The 18506-nt window shown below is 69.4% G+C and carries 19 protein-coding genes; 10 read left to right on the forward strand and 9 right to left on the reverse strand.

The window, feature by feature from the left end:
• Positions 1-10 precede the first annotated feature (10 nt).
• From DEU36_RS08545 to DEU36_RS08560, 4 genes are all read left to right on the forward strand, one after another.
• Positions 11-958: a sugar phosphate isomerase/epimerase gene (locus tag DEU36_RS08545; protein ID WP_120263775.1), complete on the forward strand. Its 948-nt coding sequence runs from the start codon at positions 11-13 to the stop codon at positions 956-958.
• Between the two features lie 23 nt (positions 959-981).
• The gene (locus DEU36_RS08550; RefSeq protein ID WP_120263776.1) at positions 982-1953 is read left to right on the forward strand and encodes a 3-hydroxyacyl-CoA dehydrogenase family protein; all 972 of its coding nucleotides are present in this window, start codon (positions 982-984) and stop codon (positions 1951-1953) included.
• 11 nt (positions 1954-1964) lie between these two features.
• Positions 1965-2735 carry an SDR family NAD(P)-dependent oxidoreductase gene (locus DEU36_RS08555; RefSeq protein ID WP_120263777.1) on the forward strand — a complete coding sequence of 257 codons (771 nt, stop codon included), beginning with the start codon at positions 1965-1967 and terminating at the stop codon, positions 2733-2735.
• Positions 2736-2889: 154 nt separating this feature from the next.
• Positions 2890-4284: an MFS transporter gene (locus tag DEU36_RS08560; protein ID WP_259455284.1), complete on the forward strand. Its 1395-nt coding sequence runs from the start codon at positions 2890-2892 to the stop codon at positions 4282-4284.
• Between the two features lie 78 nt (positions 4285-4362).
• On the opposite strand, the gene DEU36_RS08565 is transcribed toward DEU36_RS08560, so the two are convergent.
• Both DEU36_RS08565 and DEU36_RS08570 read right to left on the reverse strand, forming a co-directional pair.
• Positions 4363-5325: a DNA topoisomerase IB gene (locus tag DEU36_RS08565; protein WP_120263778.1), complete on the reverse strand. Its 963-nt coding sequence runs from the start codon at positions 5323-5325 to the stop codon at positions 4363-4365.
• A gap of 1 nt (position 5326) precedes the next feature.
• Positions 5327-5596, reverse strand: coding sequence for a Rho termination factor N-terminal domain-containing protein (locus tag DEU36_RS08570; protein ID WP_120263779.1), 270 nt, complete (start codon positions 5594-5596; stop codon positions 5327-5329).
• A gap of 317 nt (positions 5597-5913) precedes the next feature.
• Here DEU36_RS08570 and DEU36_RS16100 point away from each other — a divergent pair, with 317 nt between their 5' ends.
• From DEU36_RS16100 to DEU36_RS08580, 3 genes are all read left to right on the forward strand, one after another.
• Entirely contained in the window at positions 5914-6078 is a 165-nt protein-coding gene (locus tag DEU36_RS16100; RefSeq protein ID WP_023953086.1) for a hypothetical protein, read from the forward strand.
• 205 nt (positions 6079-6283) lie between these two features.
• Positions 6284-7243, forward strand: coding sequence for a DUF4097 family beta strand repeat-containing protein (locus DEU36_RS08575; RefSeq protein ID WP_120263780.1), 960 nt, complete (start codon positions 6284-6286; stop codon positions 7241-7243).
• A 2-nt stretch (positions 7244-7245) separates the two neighbouring features.
• Positions 7246-7854 carry a PadR family transcriptional regulator gene (locus DEU36_RS08580; protein WP_120263781.1) on the forward strand — a complete coding sequence of 203 codons (609 nt, stop codon included), beginning with the start codon at positions 7246-7248 and terminating at the stop codon, positions 7852-7854.
• 44 nt (positions 7855-7898) lie between these two features.
• On the opposite strand, the gene DEU36_RS08585 is transcribed toward DEU36_RS08580, so the two are convergent.
• The gene (locus DEU36_RS08585) at positions 7899-8429 is read right to left on the reverse strand and encodes a universal stress protein (RefSeq protein WP_120263782.1); all 531 of its coding nucleotides are present in this window, start codon (positions 8427-8429) and stop codon (positions 7899-7901) included.
• A 148-nt stretch (positions 8430-8577) separates the two neighbouring features.
• Between DEU36_RS08585 and DEU36_RS08590 the strand changes: the two genes are divergently transcribed.
• A complete protein-coding gene (locus DEU36_RS08590; protein WP_023953093.1) occupies positions 8578-8754 on the forward strand; it encodes a DUF3073 family protein in 177 nt (58 codons plus the stop codon).
• Positions 8755-8763: 9 nt separating this feature from the next.
• Here DEU36_RS08590 and DEU36_RS08595 read toward each other — a convergent pair whose 3' ends face one another.
• From DEU36_RS08595 to DEU36_RS08615, 5 genes are all read right to left on the reverse strand, one after another.
• The gene (locus DEU36_RS08595) at positions 8764-9987 is read right to left on the reverse strand and encodes a CynX/NimT family MFS transporter (RefSeq protein WP_120263783.1); all 1224 of its coding nucleotides are present in this window, start codon (positions 9985-9987) and stop codon (positions 8764-8766) included.
• Entirely contained in the window at positions 9984-11444 is a 1461-nt protein-coding gene (gene purF, locus DEU36_RS08600; protein WP_120263784.1) for an amidophosphoribosyltransferase, read from the reverse strand. Before purF ends, DEU36_RS08595 begins: the two co-directional genes overlap by 4 nt.
• Before the next feature lie 6 nt (positions 11445-11450).
• On the reverse strand, positions 11451-12569 hold the full coding sequence (gene purM / locus DEU36_RS08605; protein ID WP_120263785.1) for a phosphoribosylformylglycinamidine cyclo-ligase: 1119 nt from the start codon (positions 12567-12569) through the stop codon (positions 11451-11453).
• A gap of 698 nt (positions 12570-13267) precedes the next feature.
• Positions 13268-14053, reverse strand: coding sequence for a glucosamine-6-phosphate deaminase (gene nagB / locus DEU36_RS08610; RefSeq protein WP_120263786.1), 786 nt, complete (start codon positions 14051-14053; stop codon positions 13268-13270).
• A 105-nt stretch (positions 14054-14158) separates the two neighbouring features.
• A complete protein-coding gene (locus tag DEU36_RS08615; RefSeq protein WP_120263787.1) occupies positions 14159-15304 on the reverse strand; it encodes an ROK family transcriptional regulator in 1146 nt (381 codons plus the stop codon).
• 98 nt (positions 15305-15402) lie between these two features.
• Here DEU36_RS08615 and nagE point away from each other — a divergent pair, with 98 nt between their 5' ends.
• Both nagE and DEU36_RS08625 read left to right on the forward strand, forming a co-directional pair.
• Positions 15403-17322, forward strand: coding sequence for an N-acetylglucosamine-specific PTS transporter subunit IIBC (gene nagE / locus DEU36_RS08620; protein WP_120263788.1), 1920 nt, complete (start codon positions 15403-15405; stop codon positions 17320-17322).
• Positions 17323-17395: 73 nt separating this feature from the next.
• Positions 17396-18007 (forward strand): zinc-binding alcohol dehydrogenase, encoded by a 612-nt coding sequence (locus tag DEU36_RS08625; RefSeq protein ID WP_120263789.1) that lies wholly within the window; start codon positions 17396-17398, stop codon positions 18005-18007.
• 136 nt (positions 18008-18143) lie between these two features.
• On the opposite strand, the gene DEU36_RS08630 is transcribed toward DEU36_RS08625, so the two are convergent.
• Complete coding sequence (locus DEU36_RS08630) at positions 18144-18467, reverse strand: potassium transporter Trk (protein WP_120263790.1); 324 nt, start codon at positions 18465-18467, stop codon at positions 18144-18146.
• Positions 18468-18506 lie beyond the last annotated feature (39 nt).

Consider the following 18506-nt stretch of genomic DNA (forward strand, 5'->3'; position numbering starts at 1 on the left):
TGGAGTCGTCATGAATGCACCGTCGCACCCGTCCGCCCCTACGCCCGGCCCGATCGCCGTCTGCATGCACGGTTTCGCACCGGTCGCCGCAGACGGGACGCGTCTGCACGACGCCGACGCCGAGACCTGGAACGACGTGTTCTCGCAGGTCGAACGGCTCGGCTTCACCGCGGTCGAGATCGCGGACAGCCACATCCGCCCGTCCGAACTGACCGCATCCCGCCGCGCGGAGCTGAAGTCGATCGCGACGAGCCACGGCGTCGAGCTCGTCTCGGTGCACGTGCAGCGACAGAGCGTCATCCAGCCGGGCAAGGGTGAAGAGAATCTCGCATACGCGCACCGCGCCATCGATGCGGCCGCCGAGCTCGGCATGAGCGTGTTCTCGACGGGACTCCACCAGCCCTTCAGCGACGCGCAGCGCGCCGCGCTGTGGTTCTGGACGGCCCCGGGCCCCGTCGACCCGGACGACGCCGACACCCGCGCGCTCGCGGTCCGGCGCCTGCGCGAACTGGGCGAGCACGCGGCATCCGTCGGCCTGCCGATGTCGCTCGAGATGTACGAGGACACCTATCTCGGCACCGCCGACAGCGCCGTGCGCCTCATCGAGGAGATCGGGCTCGACAACGTCGGCCTCAACCCCGACATCGGCAACCTCGTGCGCCTGCACCGCCCCATCGAGGACTGGCGCGAGATGCACGAGAAGACCCTGCCGTACGCCAACTACTGGCACATGAAGAACTACGCACGCGACGAGTCCGCCGACGGCAGCTGGCAGACCTCGACGCCGACGAGCATGGAGCTCGGCCTCATCAACTACCGGGCGATGGTCGCCCGCGCGCTCGAACTCGGGTTCCGCGGCCCCTTCCTCATGGAGCAGTACGGCGGCGACAGCCTCGGCGTCTGCGCCCGCAACCGCGACTACCTGACCTCCCTGCTTCCGGCGACCGCCGGAGCCTGACCGACACCGACGAGGAGAACGTCATGACCGAGAACGAACGCCCCGCATACGCGGTGGTGGGAAGCGGCTACATGGGCGGCGGCATCGCGCAGTCGCTCGCCCTGTCCGGCGCCGACGTGCGCATCGCCGACGTCGACATCGACGTCGCCCGCGGCAACCGCGACCGCCTCATCGCCGAGGCCGCGCAGTTCGCCGCCGACGGGCTCTTCCCCGCCGACGCCGACGCTGTCATCGCCGACCGCGTCACCGCCATGACGATCGAGGATGCCGTCGCCGGCGCGTCCTTCATCGAAGAGGCCGTGCCCGAGAAGATCGAGATCAAGCACGCGACCCTCCGCCGCATCTCGGCGGCGGCAGCGCCCGACGCGATCATCGGCAGCAACACCTCGACGATCCTCATCGGGCGTCTCGCCGAGGCCGTGACGAACCCCGGCCGGTTCCTCGGCGTGCACTTCTCCAACCCCGCCCCCTTCATCCCGGGCGTCGAGCTGATCCCCCACGCCGGCACGGACGAGGCCACGCTCCCCGTCGTCGAGGCCATCGTCGCCGCGACGGGCAAGGAGACCGCGCGGGTCAAGGATGCCACCGGGTTCGTGCTCAACCGCCTGCAGTACGCGCTCTTCCACGAGGCGACCCAGCTGGTGGAGGAGGGCGTGGCCACTCCCGAGGACATCGACACCATCGTCCGCACGACCTTCGGCTTCCGCCTGCCGTTCTTCGGACCCTTCGCGATCGCCGACATGGCCGGACTCGACGTGTACGCGTTCTGCTACGCGTCGCTGCAGACCGAGTTCCCCGAGCGGTTCGCGACGCCGCCCATCCTCGATCAGCTCGTGTCGGCCGGCAAGCTCGGCACGAAGTCGGGCGCCGGCTTCCTCGACGTGCCCGCCGAGCGCACGCCGGAGCTCATCGCTTACCGCAACAAGGCGTACGTCGCGATGAAGAAGCTCATCGACGAGCTCGGCCCCGCCCCGATCCACCCCGCACAGGACTGAGAGAACCCGCCATGGCATCCGCCTTCCCCGCTGAACGCACCGTCATCCTGACCGGCGCCGCGAGCCCCCGGGGCATCGGCCGCACGACCGCCTTCCACCTGGCCGAGCGCGGCTGGCACATCGGCATCGTCGACGTCGACGCGCAGGCCGCCGAGCGGACCGCCGCCGAGGTTGCCGAGGCCCACGGCGTTCGGGCCGTCGGCGTCGGGGCGAACGTGGCCGACCGCGAGCAGGCCGTCGCCGCGATCGACGCGCTCGAGGCGTCGCTGCCGCAGATCGTCGCCCTCGTGAACTTCGCGGGCGTCTCATCACCCGTGCCGTACCTCGAGGTCACCCCCGAGGAATGGCACCGCGTCGAATCGATCAACCTCGACGGCGTGCACTGGGTCACCCAGCGCGTTGCACGCACCCTCGTCACGAACGGCGTCGGCCGCCTGGTGGGCATCTCGTCCGTCTCGGCGCAGCGCGGCGGCGGCACCTTCTCGAAGACGCCCTACTCGGCGGCGAAGGCGGGGGTGATCGGTCTGATGCGCTCCGTCGCACGCGAGCTCGGACCGCTCGGCATCACGGCGAACGTCATCTCGCCGGGCCCGATCGACACCGACATCATGGGCGGCACGCTGACGGAGGAGCGCAAGACGGCGATGGCCGCCGACGGCGTCCTGCCTCGCATCGGCACGCCCACCGACATCGCCGCGGCCGTGGCGTATCTGATCAGCGAGGACGCGGGATTCGTGACGGGCCAGACCCTGAACGTCGACGGCGGCCTCTACATGCACTGAGGCTCCCGTGAACCGCAACTGGACGCGCGGACGCCTCGGGTTCCTGGCCATCGGGGTGATCTGCGTGGTCGTCGGCCTCGTCCTGATCATCCCCTCACTCGGCGGCTGAGCCGCCACCTCGTCACACCTCACACGAACTCGAAGGAGAGTCACTGTGTCCTCATCGGACTACGGTCCCGCGACGCGGGCCAACGTCACGGTCGCGAATGAGCTGCTGAGCAGCCCGCACCTGGCGAGCGGCATCAAGAAGGCCACCTACCGGCTCATGCCGATGCTCATCATCCTGTACTTCGTCGCGTTCCTCGACCGCACGAACGTCGGGTTCGCTGAATCCGCTCTCGAAGTCGACCGGGGCATCTCTGCGGGCGCGTACGCCCTCGGAGCCGGCATCTTCTTCATCGGATACGCGCTCTTCGAGATCCCCTCGAACCTGCTGCTCGACAAGTTCGGGGCGCGCTTCTGGCTCGCCCGTATCGCGGTGACGTGGGGAATCGTCGCCTCGCTGTTCGCCTTCGTCAACGGCGAGACCATGTTCATCGTGCTGCGCTTCCTGTTGGGCGTCACGGAGGCCGGTCTGTTCCCCGGCGTCATCATGTTCCTCGCGCAGTGGTTCCCCAACAAGCGCCGCGTGCAGATGTTCGCGCTGTTCTACCTGGCGCAGCCGTTCTCGCAGATGCTCGGCGCTCCCCTCTCGGGCGGCCTGATCAGCATCGGCGACCAGGTCACCCCGTGGGCCGGGTGGCAGGTGATGTTCTTCGTCGAGGGCATGATGGCCGTCGTCGCCGGTATCGCCGCGCTGTTCTTCCTCGTCGATTCGCCGCAGAAGGCGAAGTTCCTCGACGACGATGAGAAGGCCGCGCTGAAGGCGGTGATGGAGCACGAAGACAGCGTGAAGGAGTCGGATGGGCCCCGCGGCATCGGCGCGGCGCTCATCAACTGGAAGGTCTGGTACTTCACCGTCATCTACTTCTGCCTGCAGATCGCGGTGTACGGCACGACGTTCTATCTGCCGCAGCAGGTGTCGAACCTCATCGGCCAGTCGGTCGGCTGGCAGGTCGGTCTGGTGTCGGCCATCCCGTGGGCGGTCGGCCTGTTCGCCTGCTACTACGTCGGCAAGCACGCCGACACCGTGCGCCGCCGTCGCGTCTGGGGTGCGCTGTTCTTCCTCGTGACGGGATCGGCCATCCTCGTGTCGGCGTGGGCCGGGGCCAACGGCCAGGGCCTGCTCGGCATCATCGCGATCACCGTCGCGGTCGCGGCGTTCCTGTCGACGGGCCCCATCACGTGGTCGTTCCCGACCTCGTTCCTCACCGGTGCCGCGGCCGCGGCCGGCATCGGCCTCATCAACTCCCTCGGCAACCTCGGCGGCTTCGTCGCCCCGATCATGCGCACGGGGATCAACGAGGCCGTCCCGACCGAGAGCGGAGCGTGGGGCGTGGTGTCGCTCGGACTGTTCGCGTTCCTCGCCGCCGTCATGATGTGGGCGACCCGGTTCTTCAGCTCGAAGGCCGACGCGCTCCTGACCTCGGGAGAGACCACGCGCCGCTGACGCGTCGCGCTCTCTCGAACGGCCCGGCGTCGCCTCGTGCGACCCGGGCCGTTTCGGCGTTGCGCCGAGGCTGTACGGTCAGCCGAGGACGAGCGAACGGATGGCGGACTCGGGCGAGACCGTCGTGTCGAGCAGCATCCCCGACCGGTAGCGCTCGAACACGCGGGGGTCGATGTACGAGCTGCGGGCAACAGCGGGAGTGTTCCCCAGCGCCGTCGCGGCGGCGCGCACCGCTTCGACTTCAGCCTGATGGACAGCGCGAGCGGTCTCGGCGATGCCCATGCGAGCGAGAGCATCCGCCGCGACGACGGTGCCGCGAAGGGTGCGGAAGTCCTTCGCGGTGAAAGGACCGCCCGTCAGCGCACGCACATACGCGTTGACGTCGTTCGGGGTGAGCGGCACCCGCCGCCGCTGCCGCTGCCATGCCAGCAGCGGCGACGACGGCCGCCCCTCGATCAGGAGCATGATCGCCGTGGCGAGATCGGGGTCGGGGATCTCGAGCGCCTGCCGCTGCCCGCTCTTGCCCGAGAAGGCCAGGCTGACGACGGCGTCGGCCACCGAAGCGTCGCGACGTCGAAGCGTCGTCAGTCCGCGGCTGCCGTGCTGAAGGAGGTAGCGCTGCGACCCGATCCGAAGCGCCGAGCGGTCGAGCAGTCGGAACGCCGCCGCCAGGACGCGCTCGCGGTCGAGGTCGGAGCGCCGCAACGACGCGGTCGCCCGCGACCGGGCGCGCGGCAGCGACTCCGCGAGCTGGAGCGCTCGAGCGTACTTGCCCTTGTCGCGGCTGCGTGTCCAGTCCGGGTGGTAGATGTACTGACGGCGTCCCGCGTCGTCGGTGCCGACGACCTGGATGTGGCCCTGCGGATCCGCGCAGATCCACACGTCCTGCCAGGCCGGCGGGATGACGATCGTCCGGATGCGGGCGAGGTCGCGCCGGCCGATGGCCGCGCCCGCGGCATCCGTGTACCGGAACCCCTTGCCCGCGCGGATGCGGCGGATGCCGGCATCGACGTCGGGCCGGACCCGGACGAGCCGCGCCACCTCAGTGGTTGCGCAGCATCGAGATGATCTGCGCCTTCTTCTTGCCGGAGTAGCCCGAGATACCGAGTTCCTTGGCGCGTTTCTTCAGATCGTCGACGGTCCAGTCCTCGTAGTCGCCGGACTGACCGCCCCGACTGCCGACCTTCTTGCGGCCGTCTCGGGCTGCGGCGTTCGAGATGCGCGCGGCCTTCTCTTTCGAGGCGCCGTCCTCGCGCAGCTCCTCGTACAGTTCGGGGTCTTTGAGACTGTTCGATCCGCGTCCTTGTGGCATGGCGGTCTCCCCTCTTCGTCAGGCCGAGATTACGACCGCCGCGAAGCTCCTCGCACGTGCTTGACAGGGGTTCGCGCGAGGGCGTAGCCGGTCCCCAAGCGCGAGCCGACGCGAATGGCACCACACCCGGCGCTGAGACGACCATTCGCGTCGGGTCAGCGGGCGGGCAGGGGTGCAGACGCGGATACCACCGGGGCGGATGCTGCGTCAAGGCCTCGGCGCTCACGCTCGGCATTCTCTAACGTTGCCTTCAGCCCTTCACGGGGCCGGAACGTCTCGCAGTGGGACGGACATTGGGAGACAGACAAGGAGCCCCCATGAACATCTTCCTCATCATCATCATCGTCGTTGCGATCGTGCTCGCGATCGTCAGTGGCCTGAACAGCGCCCTGAGCTGGCTGCTCTGGGTTGCCCTGATCGTCGGTGTGATCGCGCTCATCGCGTTCCTCTTCCGAGTGATCAGCGGCAACAAGCGCGTCTGACCGCCGCGCTGCGCGAACGCCTCCACCTGCGGGTGGGGGCGTTCTGCTTTTCCCGGGGAGCGCCCGCCCTCCCTGCGAGAAGCCCCCGAACCCTCCGACGCGGCTCGGCACCCCTGGACGAATCGCGATATATCGTGTTATCTTCGCCACACGCGATATATCGCGAACCATTCGCGGCAACCGTCGCCTGACAAGAGGGAACGCCATGACACTGCAGAAATGGATCGTCCACCCCGACGAGACGCGGGTGATCGACATCGACGACATCCGCAAGCTCAAGGTGAGCATGGTCGGCGGGCAGATCGACATCGTCGCCCGCGACGAACCCGGCGTCCGCATCGAGGTGCACGCCGTCACCGGCAAGGACCTGCGCATCGAGGCGACGGGCGACGTCGTCGAGATCGACCACCCGCAGCTGCGGTGGGACAACTTCACGCAGGTGTTCCGCAACTTCGGATCGTCCGGGCCGAAGGCCGAGATCAGCGTCGCCGTCCCCCGCGGCACCGACCTCACGCTCGGCGTCGTCAGTGCGAGCGCGCTCGTTTCCGGGCTCGAGGCCGACGCCCGCCTCAACACCGTCTCCGGCGACATCATCGTCGACGGCATCACCGGCGACGTGAACGCCAACGCGGTCTCGGGCGACGTGCAGATCCGCGAGCTGACCGGAGCACTGACCGCGAAATCGGTGTCGGGCGATGTCGCAGCGATCGGCGCCCTTCGGGCCGCGGACATCGACACCGTGTCCGGCGCCATGCTCGTCGACTCATCGGGACCGATCCAGTCGATCACGCTTCACACCGTCGGCGGCGACGCGACCGTGCGCCTCGACGAGAGCCTGCCCGCGAACTACCAGGTGCGGAGCGTCAGCGGGCGCGTGCTCATCGACGGTGTCGTGCGCTCGGGCCAGGGCGCCGGTCCGCTCACGAGCTTCACCGGTTCGACCGGCGAGCTCAGCGGTTCGTTCGTCGATGTCCGGACCAACTCGGTCTCCGGCGACCTGACGGTCCTGCGTCGGTCCGCCGCCGCGCCCGCCGATGTCACCTCCACGACCGCACCGGCGGTTTCGGGCGAAACGGATACCGCGACGCCGGCAGACTCCGCGCCGCCGACGGCCGTCGCCGCCCCGGTGACCGAAGACGACGTGCAGCGCCACGAGGAGCACTGACCATGCCGCCCGTCTTCTCCCACGGCGACCTGCGCCTCTACCTGCTGTCGCTGCTCGACGAGTCGCCGAGGCACGGCTACGACCTCATGCAGGCTCTCACCGAACGCACCGGCGGCACCTACTCTCCGAGTGCCGGCACGATCTACCCCCGCCTCGCGAAGCTCGAAGACGAGGGACTCGTGACCAAGACCGTCGACGGCCGCAAGACCGTCTACGAGATCACGGACGCCGGCCGCGACGAGCTCTCAGCCCGGCGGCACGATCTCGACGGCATCCAGGCAGGCCTGGCCGACAGCATCCGTCTCATCGCCGACGAAGTGCGCGGCAGCGTCCGCGCCGCCATGAAGAGCCTGCAAGCCGACCTCGCCGCCGCGGCGAACGTCGACCACGAGACGGCCACGCGTCCCTCGGCGCCCGAGAACCCGCGCGCCGAGGCCCGGGCCCAAGCGCAGCGCGCGGATGCCGCGATCGCCGAGTTCCGGGCGAACGTGAAAGCCGACCTGCGGTCGCACGTCGCGCGAGAGGGCGACGTCGCAGCATCCGTCGTCGACGATCTCATCGACACGCTGACCCGCGCTCGCACGGACCTGCTGCAGGCGCTGCGAGGTTGACCCGCGCAGCGCCACCCCGCGACGAGGACCTCTGCCCGCCCGCCTCAGGGCTCGGGCCAGAGGTCTTCGTCGTCTGCGGCGGTCTGCCCCTGCGGCACCACGAGGATCGGGCGCTGCTGACGATGCGCGAGCCGCGCAGCCACCGATCCGGTGAAGAACTCACGGATCGACTCGCCGATGCCGCGGCGACGCGTGCCGACCACGAGCAGCTTCGCGTCGAGGCGGTCGGCGAGGTGCTTGATCGCGAGCGCCGGGTCGCCGACGAGCTGATGCACCGTCCACTCGACCGACGACGATGCCAGCGCTTCCGCCGCCGAGGCGCGGATCTGCTCGAGCTGCGCCGCGCTGGAGACCACCCCGAGGTCGATGGGTGCGGTGTGGACGTAACCGTCGGGGTCTTCGTAGGTCACGAACCGCGTGACGTCGACGTGGACCACGATGAGTCCGACCCCGAGCATCGACGCGTATCGAGCGGCCTCGATGATGACGCGAGGCGACTGCCCGGGGATGACACCCACGATGACCGGCGTAGGCGGAAGGCGGCTCTCGTCGCCCGCGGAGTGCTGATCGGCCATGGTCGCCCCCTGTCTGAGCGGCGGCACCGGCGATGGCGCGGGGCCCCCGTGTTAGTCTTAATGCTACTCTTCCCCGGCACATCGCCGGATCGTGAAATGCTCCGGGCACCGCTGAACAGCCCGTGACTCAGAAATGAGGGGGTCTCGCATGGGGCGTGGCCGTCAAAAGGCGAAGCACACCAAGATCGCACGTGAGCTGAAGTACGACACCTACAATGTCAACTTCTCCTCGCTCGAGAAGGAGCTCGCTCATTCCGACGACGATCAGTACGTCGACAAGTGGGCTGACCAGTACTCCGACGAGTACGAGGACGAGAAGGCCTGACCGGGCTCATCACCATGCGCCGTGGCGCTGCTCCCACTCGTCCTCGATCGTGTGGGGACGTGTGACGACGATCCCCGCAGGGATCGCCGCGAGCATCAGCACACCGACCATGATGAGCGGGGCCGTCCAGTCGCCCGTCGCTTCGTGCAGCAGCGCGAACGAGATGGGGAACACGGCGGCCACGGCATAGCCGACGCTCTGGGCAAATCCGCTGAGGGCGACCGTGCCCTCGTGGGTCCTCGTCTTGCGCTGGATGAACACCAGCGCCGCCGGAAACAGCATCTGAGGCGTGCCCAGCAGCACGACCCACAGCACGACGGCTGACCCCGGAGCGATGAGCAGTCCTGCGACGGCGACGAGCCCGGCCGACGCCGCGATCGCGTAGATCGCGCCGAGCCGCTGCCAGCGCGTGATGACCAGCGGCACGAGGATCGACCACGGCAGCCCCATGGCGCCGAAGAGCGCGAGGAGCGACCCGGCGGCGGCGTGCGACACACCCGCGAGGTCGACGAGGATGATCGGCAGCCACGCGAACGACGCGTAGACGCTGGATGCCGACACCGCGAACGTGATCGCGATCGCCCACGCCATCGGCAGCCGCACCAGCCGGCCGAGCACGTTCGGAGACGGAGGGGGAGGCACCGCGGCATCCGCGGCCGCTGCGGCGATGCGCGACCGGCGGAGCGTCACGAGCCAGGGAACGACCGCCAGCACCGCGAAGACCGACCACAGGCCGAGCGAGAACCGCCAACCCGCCGTGTCGGCGATCGGCACCGCGACGAGCGGGGGCACGAACGCGGCGACGGCGAGCATCGTCGAGTAGACCGCCGTCATGGTCCCGACGCGGTCGGGGAAGTACGTCTTGATCAGCGGCGGCAGCACGACGTTCCCGGTGCTGATGGCGGCGAACAGGACGGTCGTGGCGATCAACAGGGTGCCGGCATCCGGTGCCAGCGCACGGCCGAGGAGGGCCGCTGCGGCGACGACCATCGCCGCGACCGCGAGCCGCTGCAGGCCGAACCGACGCTCGAGAATAGGGGTGACGACGCCGAACACCGCGAAGCACACCGGCGGCGCCGCCCCGATGAGCCCGGCCACCCACGACGGCACGCCGAGGTCCGCGTCGATCTCGGTGAGGATCGGCGACAGTGACGCGACGGCAGAGCGCAGCGAGAAGGCGACGAGGATGACGCCGAGGAAAGCGAGGACGCGTCCGCGCCAGAGTGACGTCACGACTGCTGGGTGCCCTCGACCCAGTTCAGATACTCGTCGCTCACGGTTCCGGTGACGTAGCGGCCGTCGAAGCAGCTCATGTCGAGGTCGACGATCTCCGTGCCCTCGACGATCGCTGCCTTGAGGTCGTCGATCTCCTGGTACACGAGGTAATCGCAGCCGAGTTCCTCGGCGATCTCGGGGATCGTCCGGTCGTGCGCGATCAGCTCATGACGCGAGGGCATGTTGATGCCGTACACGTGCGGGTAGCGCACCGGCGGCGCGGCCGACGCGAACGTCACGCTCTTGGCCCCGGCATCCCGAGCCATCTGGATGATCTCCTTCGACGTCGTGCCACGCACGATCGAGTCGTCGATGAGGAGCACGTTCTTGCCCTTGAACTCGCTCGACATCGCGTTGAGCTTCTGGCGCACGCTCTTCTTGCGCACAGCCTGGCCGGGCATGATGAACGTGCGGCCGACGTAGCGGTTCTTGTAGAAGCCCTCGCGGTACTCGATGCCGAGCTTGCGCGCGACCTGCATGGCCGCCGGACGCGACGAGTCGGGGATCGGCATCACGACGTCGATCGCACCCTGGGGCGTGTACTTGGCGATCGTGTCGGCGAGACGCTCACCCATGCGCAGGCGAGCCTCGTACACCGAGATGCCGTTCATGATCGAGTCGGGACGAGCGAGGTACACGTACTCGAACGAGCACGGCGCGAGCTGCGTCTGCTGCGCGCACTGGCGCGTGTGCAGGGTGCCGTCGGCGTCGATGAAGACGGCTTCGCCGGGCTCGACGTCGCGCACGACCTCGAAGCCGCCGTTCTCGAGCACGAGCGACTCGGAGGCGACCGTCCACTCGTCGCGGCCGTTCTCAGCCCGGCGCGTACCGAGGATGAGGGGACGGATGCCGAACGGGTCGCGGAAAGCGAGCAGGCCGTGACCGGCGATCAGCGCGATGGCGGCGTACGAGCCCTCGACGCGCTCGTGCACGCGCTCGACGGCCTGGAACACCTGATCGGGGTCGAGGTCGAGACCCGAGATCGTGGTCTGCAGCTCGTTGGCGAGCACGTTGACCAGCAGCTCGGTGTCGGAGCTGGTGTTGAGGTGGCGGCGGTCCTTGCTGAACAGCTCGTCGGTCAGCTCGCGGGTGTTCGTCAGGTTGCCGTTGTGCACGAGCACGATGCCATACGGTGCGTTGACGTAGAAGGGCTGAGCCTCTTCTTCGCTCGACGCGGTGCCCTTCGTGGCGTAGCGCACGTGACCGAGCCCGATGTTGCCGAGCAGCGAACGCATGTCGCGCGTACGGACCGCCTCGCGGACCTGGCCGTTGGCCTTGAAGATGTGGAAGACGCCGCTGTCCTCAGCGGTCGCGATTCCCGTCGAGTCCTGGCCGCGGTGCTGCAGCAGCAGGAGGGCGTCGTAGATCTCCTGGTTCGCCGGCGACTGCCCGACGATTCCGACGATTCCGCACATAGGGGGTCAGTTCGCTCCTGATTCGCGGTAACCGCCGACGAGACGCACGGCTCCGCCGTCGACGCCCTTGGCGCCCTGTTCGTAATCGCCCGCCGGTCGTGGACCGGTCGAGACGACACCGACCTGCCAGCTGTCGATGCCGTCCGCGCGAAGCGCCGCGATGGCGGCATCCGCTGCGGCCGGCGACACGACGGCGAAGAAGCCGATGCCGAGGTTCCAGGTGCCCTCGGTGCGCTCGATCTCGAGACCGCCGAGGTCGGCGAGCACACGGAAGACCGGAGAAGGCGACCAGGTGGCGCGATCGACGTCGACCCAGGTGTCCTTCGGCAGGACGCGCGCGAGGTTCGCCGCGATGCCACCGCCTGTGACGTGGCTGAGGGAGTGGATGCCGTCGCCGAGCTCGGCGATCAGGCGCAGCAGCGGCGATGTGTACAGGCGCGTGGGCTCGAGCAGCTGCTCGCCCCACGTGCGGCCGAAGTCGGCGGCCTGGTCGCCGTAGCCGATCCCCGCGCCCGTGATGATGTGGCGGATGAGCGAGTAACCGTTGGAATGCGGACCGCTCGAGGCGAGCGCGAGCACGACGTCGCCGTCCCGGACCCGGTCGGCGCCCAGCACCTGCGCCGACTCGACGACACCGGTCGCGGCACCCGCGACGTCGTAGTCGTTCACGCCCAGCAGGCCGGGGTGCTCGGCCGTCTCACCGCCGACCAGGGCCGTGCCGGTGGCCGAGCAGCCGTCGGCGATGCCGCGCACGATGTCGGCGATGCGCTCGGGCACGACCTTGCCGCATGCGATGTAGTCGGTCATGAAGAGCGGCTTCGCACCGACCACGACGATGTCGTCGACGACCATGCCGACCAGGTCCTGCCCGATCGTGTCGTGCTTGTCGATGGCCTGCGCTATCGCGACCTTCGTGCCGACGCCGTCGGTCGAGGTCGCCAGCAGCGGCTTCGTGTAGCCGAGCAGCGCGCTCGCATCGAAGAGGCCGGCGAAGCCGCCGACACCCCCGAGGACTTCGTCGCCGTGGGTTCGCCGGACCGCCGACTTCATCAGTTCGACGGCGAGGTCTCCCGCCGCGGTGTCGACGCCGGCTTGGGTATAGGGATCAGTGGGACTCGAGGCCACGGCATCCAGAGTACCGGCCCGCGGAGCGCCCGAGCGCCGGGCGTGTCTCGCGAGGCCCGAATCAGCCGGTACGCGGTCGCGGCGGGCGGGCCGCGCGGTGGGGCCGAGCGGGGCGCGGGGCGGGTGGGGCGGGGTGGGGCGGACGGGACGCGCGGTGGGGCGGGGGCGGGGGAGCCCGCGGACCGTGCCGTAAACAGGCTCAGCTGGATCAACGGTCGCCAGCAAGGCGCGGCGACACAGCCCAGCCTGTTCGCGGAACAGCAAGCGGGGCGGACCAGGGCTTATACCGAACCACACGCCAGCGGCCCACCGACGCCTCTCCCCCGCCGCCCGTCCCGCGTCCAGGCGTGCCCAGGCGTGCCGAGGCGTGCCGAGGCGTGCCGCAAACAGGCTCGGCCGCGCCGAACCGCCAGTCGCGGTCGTCCCTCCTCCGCCCAGCCTGTTCGCGGCACAAGAGCGCTCCTACCGGTGGGGCTCGGGTCGGCGGATCGGCGGGTCGGCGGGTGGGCGCGCTGATCGGGGCGGTCAGCCGCGACGGTCGGGATCCGCGGGAAGCTCGAGCGCGTGCCGCAAACAGGCTCAGCCGCGTCGAACCCCACCTGGAGGGCGGGGTCGCACCGCCCAGCCTGTTCGCGGCACAAAAGCCGGGCTTATCGATCGGTGCGCGCCGCGGGGCGCGGGTCGACAGAGACCCCGGGTCAGAAGCCCTGCCAGGCGGGCTTGTTCGCCCACGCGTGGCGGTAGTACCGCGTCTGGGCGAGCGCGCTCGCGGCGGCCTCGTCGACGACGACCGTGACATGCGGATGCAGCTGCACGGCCGACCCCGGTGCCGAGGTGCTGACCGGGCCTTCGACGGCCGCGGCGACGGCATCCGCCTTGGCTTCGCCGAAGGCCAGCAGCACGAGGTGGCGGGCGCGCAGGATGGTGCCGATGCCCTGGGTGATGCAGTGCATCGGGACGTCATCGGGCGAGTCGAAGAAGCGGGCGTTGTCGGCCCGCGTCTCCTCCGTGAGCGTCTTGACGCGCGTCAGCGAGGCGAGCGAGCTGCCCGGCTCGTTGAACCCGATGTGCCCGGTGCGGCCGATGCCGAGGATCTGCAGATCGACCCCGCCCGCCGCGCGGATCGCGGCCTCGTACTGCTCACCGGCCGTCTCGATGCCGTCGAGGTCGCCGTGCGGCACCTCGATGCGCGCCGGGTCGAAGCCGACCGGCTCGACGACCTCGCGCTCGATGACGCTTCGGTAGCTCTCCGGGTGACCGGCGGGCAGTCCGACGTACTCGTCGAGGGCGAATCCGCGCACGCTCGACACGTCGATGTTCTCACCGCGGACGCGTCCGGCGAGATGCTTGTAGACCGCGAGCGGGGTTGACCCGGTCGCCAGCCCGAGCACGGCGTCGGGACGGTGACGGATGAGGTCCACGATCGCGTCACCGACGAGTCGGCCCGCCTCCTGCTCGCTCGGGACGATGACGACTTCGGCCATGGCTCTTCCTTCTTTCGAGTGCGGTCTGGCTTTCGAGTGCGGTCTGGCTTTCGAGTGCGGTCTGGCTTTCGAGTGTGGTCTGGACGACGGATGACGCGGCGTGGATCAGGTGAGGCCCAGGGTCTCCGACAGCACGAGGGCCGCCGCTCCCCGTAGCCGGAGGTCGCCGTGGGTCTCGGCGAGGCGCACGGTCAGATCGTCGAAGAGGATCGGCAGCACGCGGACCGCGATGGCTTCGCGCGCCGCCTCGATGAGCTCTCCCTCGATCAGCTCGGCCGGCCCGCTCAGCACGACATCCGTCAGTCCGAGCGTCGCGACCAGCGGTGACAGCGCGATGCCCAGGCATCGTCCCGTCTCGCGGCGAATGTCTGACGCGGCGATCTCGTCGGGCGCTCCGGCGAGCCGCGCCTCGAGCTTCGGCACAGAGAGCCAGGCCTCGAGGCATCCGGTACGCCCGCACGCGCAGACGGGGCCCTCGCCCGCGGTCACGACGACGTGGCCGATCTCGCCCGCCGCCCAGTTGCGACCGTGGACGACCGCGCCGTTGATGATGACCGCGGCTCCGACGCCCGCGCCGATCCGCACCAGCAGCAGATCGTGGTCGACCTTTCCGAAGCTCAGCTCTCCCATACCGGCGGCGTTGAGGCCGTTGGTGACCGAGACCGGCAGACCGGTTCGGTCGAACAGGATGCCGCGGAGGGCGACATCGTGCCAGTCGAGGTGCGACGACTCGCGCACCACGCCGGCGCCGTCGACGACGCCCGGCGTCGAGACGCCGATTCCGAGGATCGGAGCCTCCGCGGAGCGCACGAGCCGATCGATGAGGTCGCCGAGCACCTCGAGCGCCTCCGGCCCGGTCGCCCCACCCCGCTCGACGACCTCGCGGGCGATCACGGCACCACCGAGGTCGACGACGGCGCCCTCGATCGTGTCGCCGCTCGATATCGACACGGCGACGACGTTGCGCGACGACCGTGACAGCGCGAGAGCCCGAGAGGGCGCGCCCGGACCCGACCGGTGGCCAGGGCCGCTCTCGACGACGAGCTGCTCGTCCACCAGCTCGCCGACCAGATCGGAGATCGTCACGCGCGACAGTCCGGTGGCGCGTGCGATGTCGGCGCGCGACAGACCGTCCTCACGATGGAGCGCCTGCAGGACGAGGCGGCGGTTGTTGCTGCGCGCATCTTCGGGACGGATGCGGCGTCCGCGCGTCCTCCGCGAGGCAGCGCCTTCCGTTGACGTCGTAGTCATGCGTTCCCCGATCGAGTACAGTTCCCGAGAAATAATTCGGAAACGTTCTTAACCAATACTGACAGAACCCCGTCCCCTCGCGCACATCGGAGTGACCCGTGAAATTCTTCCAACGACTCGGCCGGTCGATCATGCTGCCGGTCGCCGTGCTTCCCGTCGCTGCCATCCTCATGGGCATCGGCAACTGGATCGCCGCCGCCGCCGGCGAGAACATCGCCTCGACGTTCCTCCTCGCAGCGGGCGGTGCGGTCCTCGACAACATGGCGCTTCTCTTCGCCATCGGCATCTCGATCGGCATGGCCAACAAGTCCGACGGCACCTCGGCCCTCGCCGGCCTCGTTTCGTGGCTCACCGTCACGACACTCCTCGCGCCCGCCACCGTCGCTCAGTTCTTCGGCATCGAGGATGTCGCCGAGGTCGATCCCGCGTTCACCAACATCAAGAACGTCTTCGTCGGGATCATCTGCGGCCTCATCGGCGCCTGGGCGTACAACCGCTTCAAGGACGTCAAGCTGCCGGACGCCCTCTCGTTCTTCTCCGGCAAGCGCTCCGTCGCGATCGTCACGGCAGGCATCTCCCTCGTCGTCGCCGTCGTGCTGCTGTTCGTCTGGCCCTTCGTGTACGGCGGCCTGGTGACCTTCGGTGAGTGGATCGCCACCCTCGGCCCCGTCGGCGCCGGCCTTTACGGGTTCCTCAACCGCCTGCTCATCCCGTTCGGGCTCCATCACGCCCTCAACTCGGTGTTCTGGTTCGATGTCGCCGGCATCAACGACCTCAACAACTTCCTCGGCGGCGCGAACGGCGACGGCGTCTACGGGGTGACCGGCCAGTACATGACCGGATTCTTCCCGATCATGATGTTCGGCCTGCCGGGCGCCGCCCTGGCGATGTACGTGACCGCGAAGGACAAGCGCAAGAAGGTCGTCGCCGGCATCCTGCTCTCGTCGGCCGTCGCCGCGTTCTTCGTCGGGATCACCGAGCCGCTCGAGTTCTCCTTCATGTTCCTGGCGCCGTGGCTCTACCTCGTCCACGCCGTCTTCACCGGCATCTCGGTCTTCATCGCAGCTCTCCTCCCCACCCGCATGGGCTTCGGGTTCTCGGCGGGCTTCATCGATCTCGTCTTGGGGTGGTTCAACCCGCTGGCGCAGAACCCCTGGATGATCCCCGTGATGGGCGTGTTCTGGTTCGTGATCTACTTCGCCGTGTTCCGCTTCCTCATCCTGAAGTTCCGCCTCAAGACGCCGGGGCGCGAAGACGACGACGCGCTCGACGCGGATGCCGCAACCTCGGGCCGCGACGCGGGCTACGGCCCGACCGCGGAGAAGATGATCGCGGGCCTCGGCGGCAAGGACAACATCGTCCAGCTCGACAACTGCGCCACCCGCCTGCGGCTCGAGGTCGCCGACACGTCGCGCGTCGACAGCGATGCACTCAAGCGCGCCGGCGCCGCGGGAACCATGATCTCCGGAGCCAAGTCGGTACAGGTGGTCTACGGGCTGAACGTGCAGTTCGTGAAGGACGCGATGGACGACGTACTCGCCGGCCGCGAGGTCGAGCCGCCCGCGGCATCCTCCGCGCCTCAGAGCGCGGGCACGGTGACCACCACCGCTCCCGCGGTCGTGCGGCTGCGCCAGCCCATCGCCGGCAGGGTCGTGCCGCTCGCGGAGGTTCCCGACCCGATGTTCTCGCAGGGGACGATGGGGCCCGGCCTCGCGATCGATCCGACCGGAGACACCGTCGTCGCGCCCGCCGACGGCACCGTGACCACGGTGTTCCCGACCGGTCACGCCGTGGGGATGACCCTCGACGACGGCACCGAGCTGCTGATCCACGTGGGCATCGACACCGTCGACCTCAAGGGCCGCGGCTTCCAGGCGCTCGTGCAGCAGGGCGAAGGAGTACACGCGGGACACCCACTGCTGCGCATCGACACCGGCGTGATCCGCGGGGCGGGCTACTCCCCCATCACCCCGGTCATCGTGCTGAACAACGAGCACGCGTCGGTCGAGTTCGAGTGACGCCTCGGCCGGTGCCGGGGGTCGTCGCCTCGGCACCGGCCACACCCGGCCACCCCCGCTCTAAACTGGCGCCATGAGTGCGGCCAAGACTCCCGAGTGGGTGGTGCGGGAGGATGCTGCGCCCTCGGTCGTCGTCGCGCTGTACCTGCGTCAGGTGCTCGGTATCCGCACTCCCGACGAGCTGCCGCACCTGCGCGGTGTCGATGCAGCCCCGATCGAACGCGACCCTGAGACGCAAGCCGAGCTCGAACGGCAGTGGCGGGCGTACTGGGAGATGACGGTCGAGCCGCTCGCGCACACCTCGCCCGTGCCGCTCGACCTGGTCGACGGGTTCGACACGCTCGTCGCGTTGCCCACGGTGGGATTCGAGCGGCTCGAGCTCGAGATGCGCCCGCACGCCGCCGAGGCGGTCGCGTTCGCGCGAGACGTGCACGCGCGGTACACGGCGCGTTCGTCGGGTGCCGGCGCCGTGGCCTACCGCGCCTACGCCGGGGCGCTCGCCCAGCACGAGCGCCGCATCGGCCGGCGGGCGCACTCGTTCGAGCTGAACGTGCAGGTGCTTCCCCTGAGCCAGCGTGGCGTGTGGTGGATCGGCGCACTGACGATCGCGGTCACCGACGGGCTGCGCAGCGACGTCGTGGCCTTCGACGCGGCGATCGCTCCGATCATCGCCGAGATCGCCTGACCCGCGGCATCCCCCGCCGCCCGCCGCGCCCGCGCCGGCGCGTGAGGCGCACTTGCGTGGATGAGGCGCAGTTCGAACTGCGGCCGAAGCGCGAAAGTGCGCCCGAAGCCCGAACACCGGGCGGGCCGAGCCGAGGTCAGGCGTCGTCGAGGGTGCGCACGCGCTCGTGCAGGATGCGCACCTCGCGCGTGCGGCGACGCGCAGCGCGGTCGAGCACGAGGGCGATGACGCCCGCAATCGCCATGCAGATCGGGATGGCGCCGAGCGCGATGAACCCGAAGACCTGACCCCCGGAGTACTGCAGGCCGGTGTTGGTGCTGACTCCCTCATCGGGGATGCCGAACGTCAGAGCCAGCGCGACGATGATGCCCGCAGCGACGCCGAGCAGGAGGAACACGCTGTACTTGGGCACGCGACGCACGCGCGCCGACTCGACCCGTTCGGTGATCTCCTCAGCCATGAGTCCATTGTCGCACCGCCCGAGCCATGCCCGGGCGGT

This window comes from Microbacterium sp. AG238 (assembly GCF_003610405.1).
Lineage (GTDB): Bacteria > Actinomycetota > Actinomycetes > Actinomycetales > Microbacteriaceae > Microbacterium.

Excerpts from the sequence above, each read along its gene's own strand:
- DEU36_RS08545 (WP_120263775.1), top strand. The coding sequence starts at position 11 with ATGAATGCACCGTCGCACCCGTCCGCCCCTACGCCCGGCCCGATCGCC.
- DEU36_RS08550 (WP_120263776.1), top strand. The coding sequence starts at position 982 with ATGACCGAGAACGAACGCCCCGCATACGCGGTGGTGGGAAGCGGCTAC.
- DEU36_RS08555 (WP_120263777.1), top strand. The coding sequence starts at position 1,965 with ATGGCATCCGCCTTCCCCGCTGAACGCACCGTCATCCTGACCGGCGCC.
- DEU36_RS08570 (WP_120263779.1), bottom strand. The coding sequence starts at position 5,596 with ATGCCACAAGGACGCGGATCGAACAGTCTCAAAGACCCCGAACTGTAC.
- DEU36_RS16100 (WP_023953086.1), top strand. The coding sequence starts at position 5,914 with ATGAACATCTTCCTCATCATCATCATCGTCGTTGCGATCGTGCTCGCG.
- DEU36_RS08575 (WP_120263780.1), top strand. The coding sequence starts at position 6,284 with ATGACACTGCAGAAATGGATCGTCCACCCCGACGAGACGCGGGTGATC.
- DEU36_RS08580 (WP_120263781.1), top strand. The coding sequence starts at position 7,246 with ATGCCGCCCGTCTTCTCCCACGGCGACCTGCGCCTCTACCTGCTGTCG.
- DEU36_RS08585 (WP_120263782.1), bottom strand. The coding sequence starts at position 8,429 with ATGGCCGATCAGCACTCCGCGGGCGACGAGAGCCGCCTTCCGCCTACG.
- DEU36_RS08590 (WP_023953093.1), top strand. The coding sequence starts at position 8,578 with ATGGGGCGTGGCCGTCAAAAGGCGAAGCACACCAAGATCGCACGTGAG.
- purF (WP_120263784.1), bottom strand. The coding sequence starts at position 11,444 with ATGTGCGGAATCGTCGGAATCGTCGGGCAGTCGCCGGCGAACCAGGAG.
- nagB (WP_120263786.1), bottom strand. The coding sequence starts at position 14,053 with ATGGCCGAAGTCGTCATCGTCCCGAGCGAGCAGGAGGCGGGCCGACTC.
- DEU36_RS08615 (WP_120263787.1), bottom strand. The coding sequence starts at position 15,304 with ATGACTACGACGTCAACGGAAGGCGCTGCCTCGCGGAGGACGCGCGGA.
- DEU36_RS08625 (WP_120263789.1), top strand. The coding sequence starts at position 17,396 with ATGAGTGCGGCCAAGACTCCCGAGTGGGTGGTGCGGGAGGATGCTGCG.
- DEU36_RS08630 (WP_120263790.1), bottom strand. The coding sequence starts at position 18,467 with ATGGCTGAGGAGATCACCGAACGGGTCGAGTCGGCGCGCGTGCGTCGC.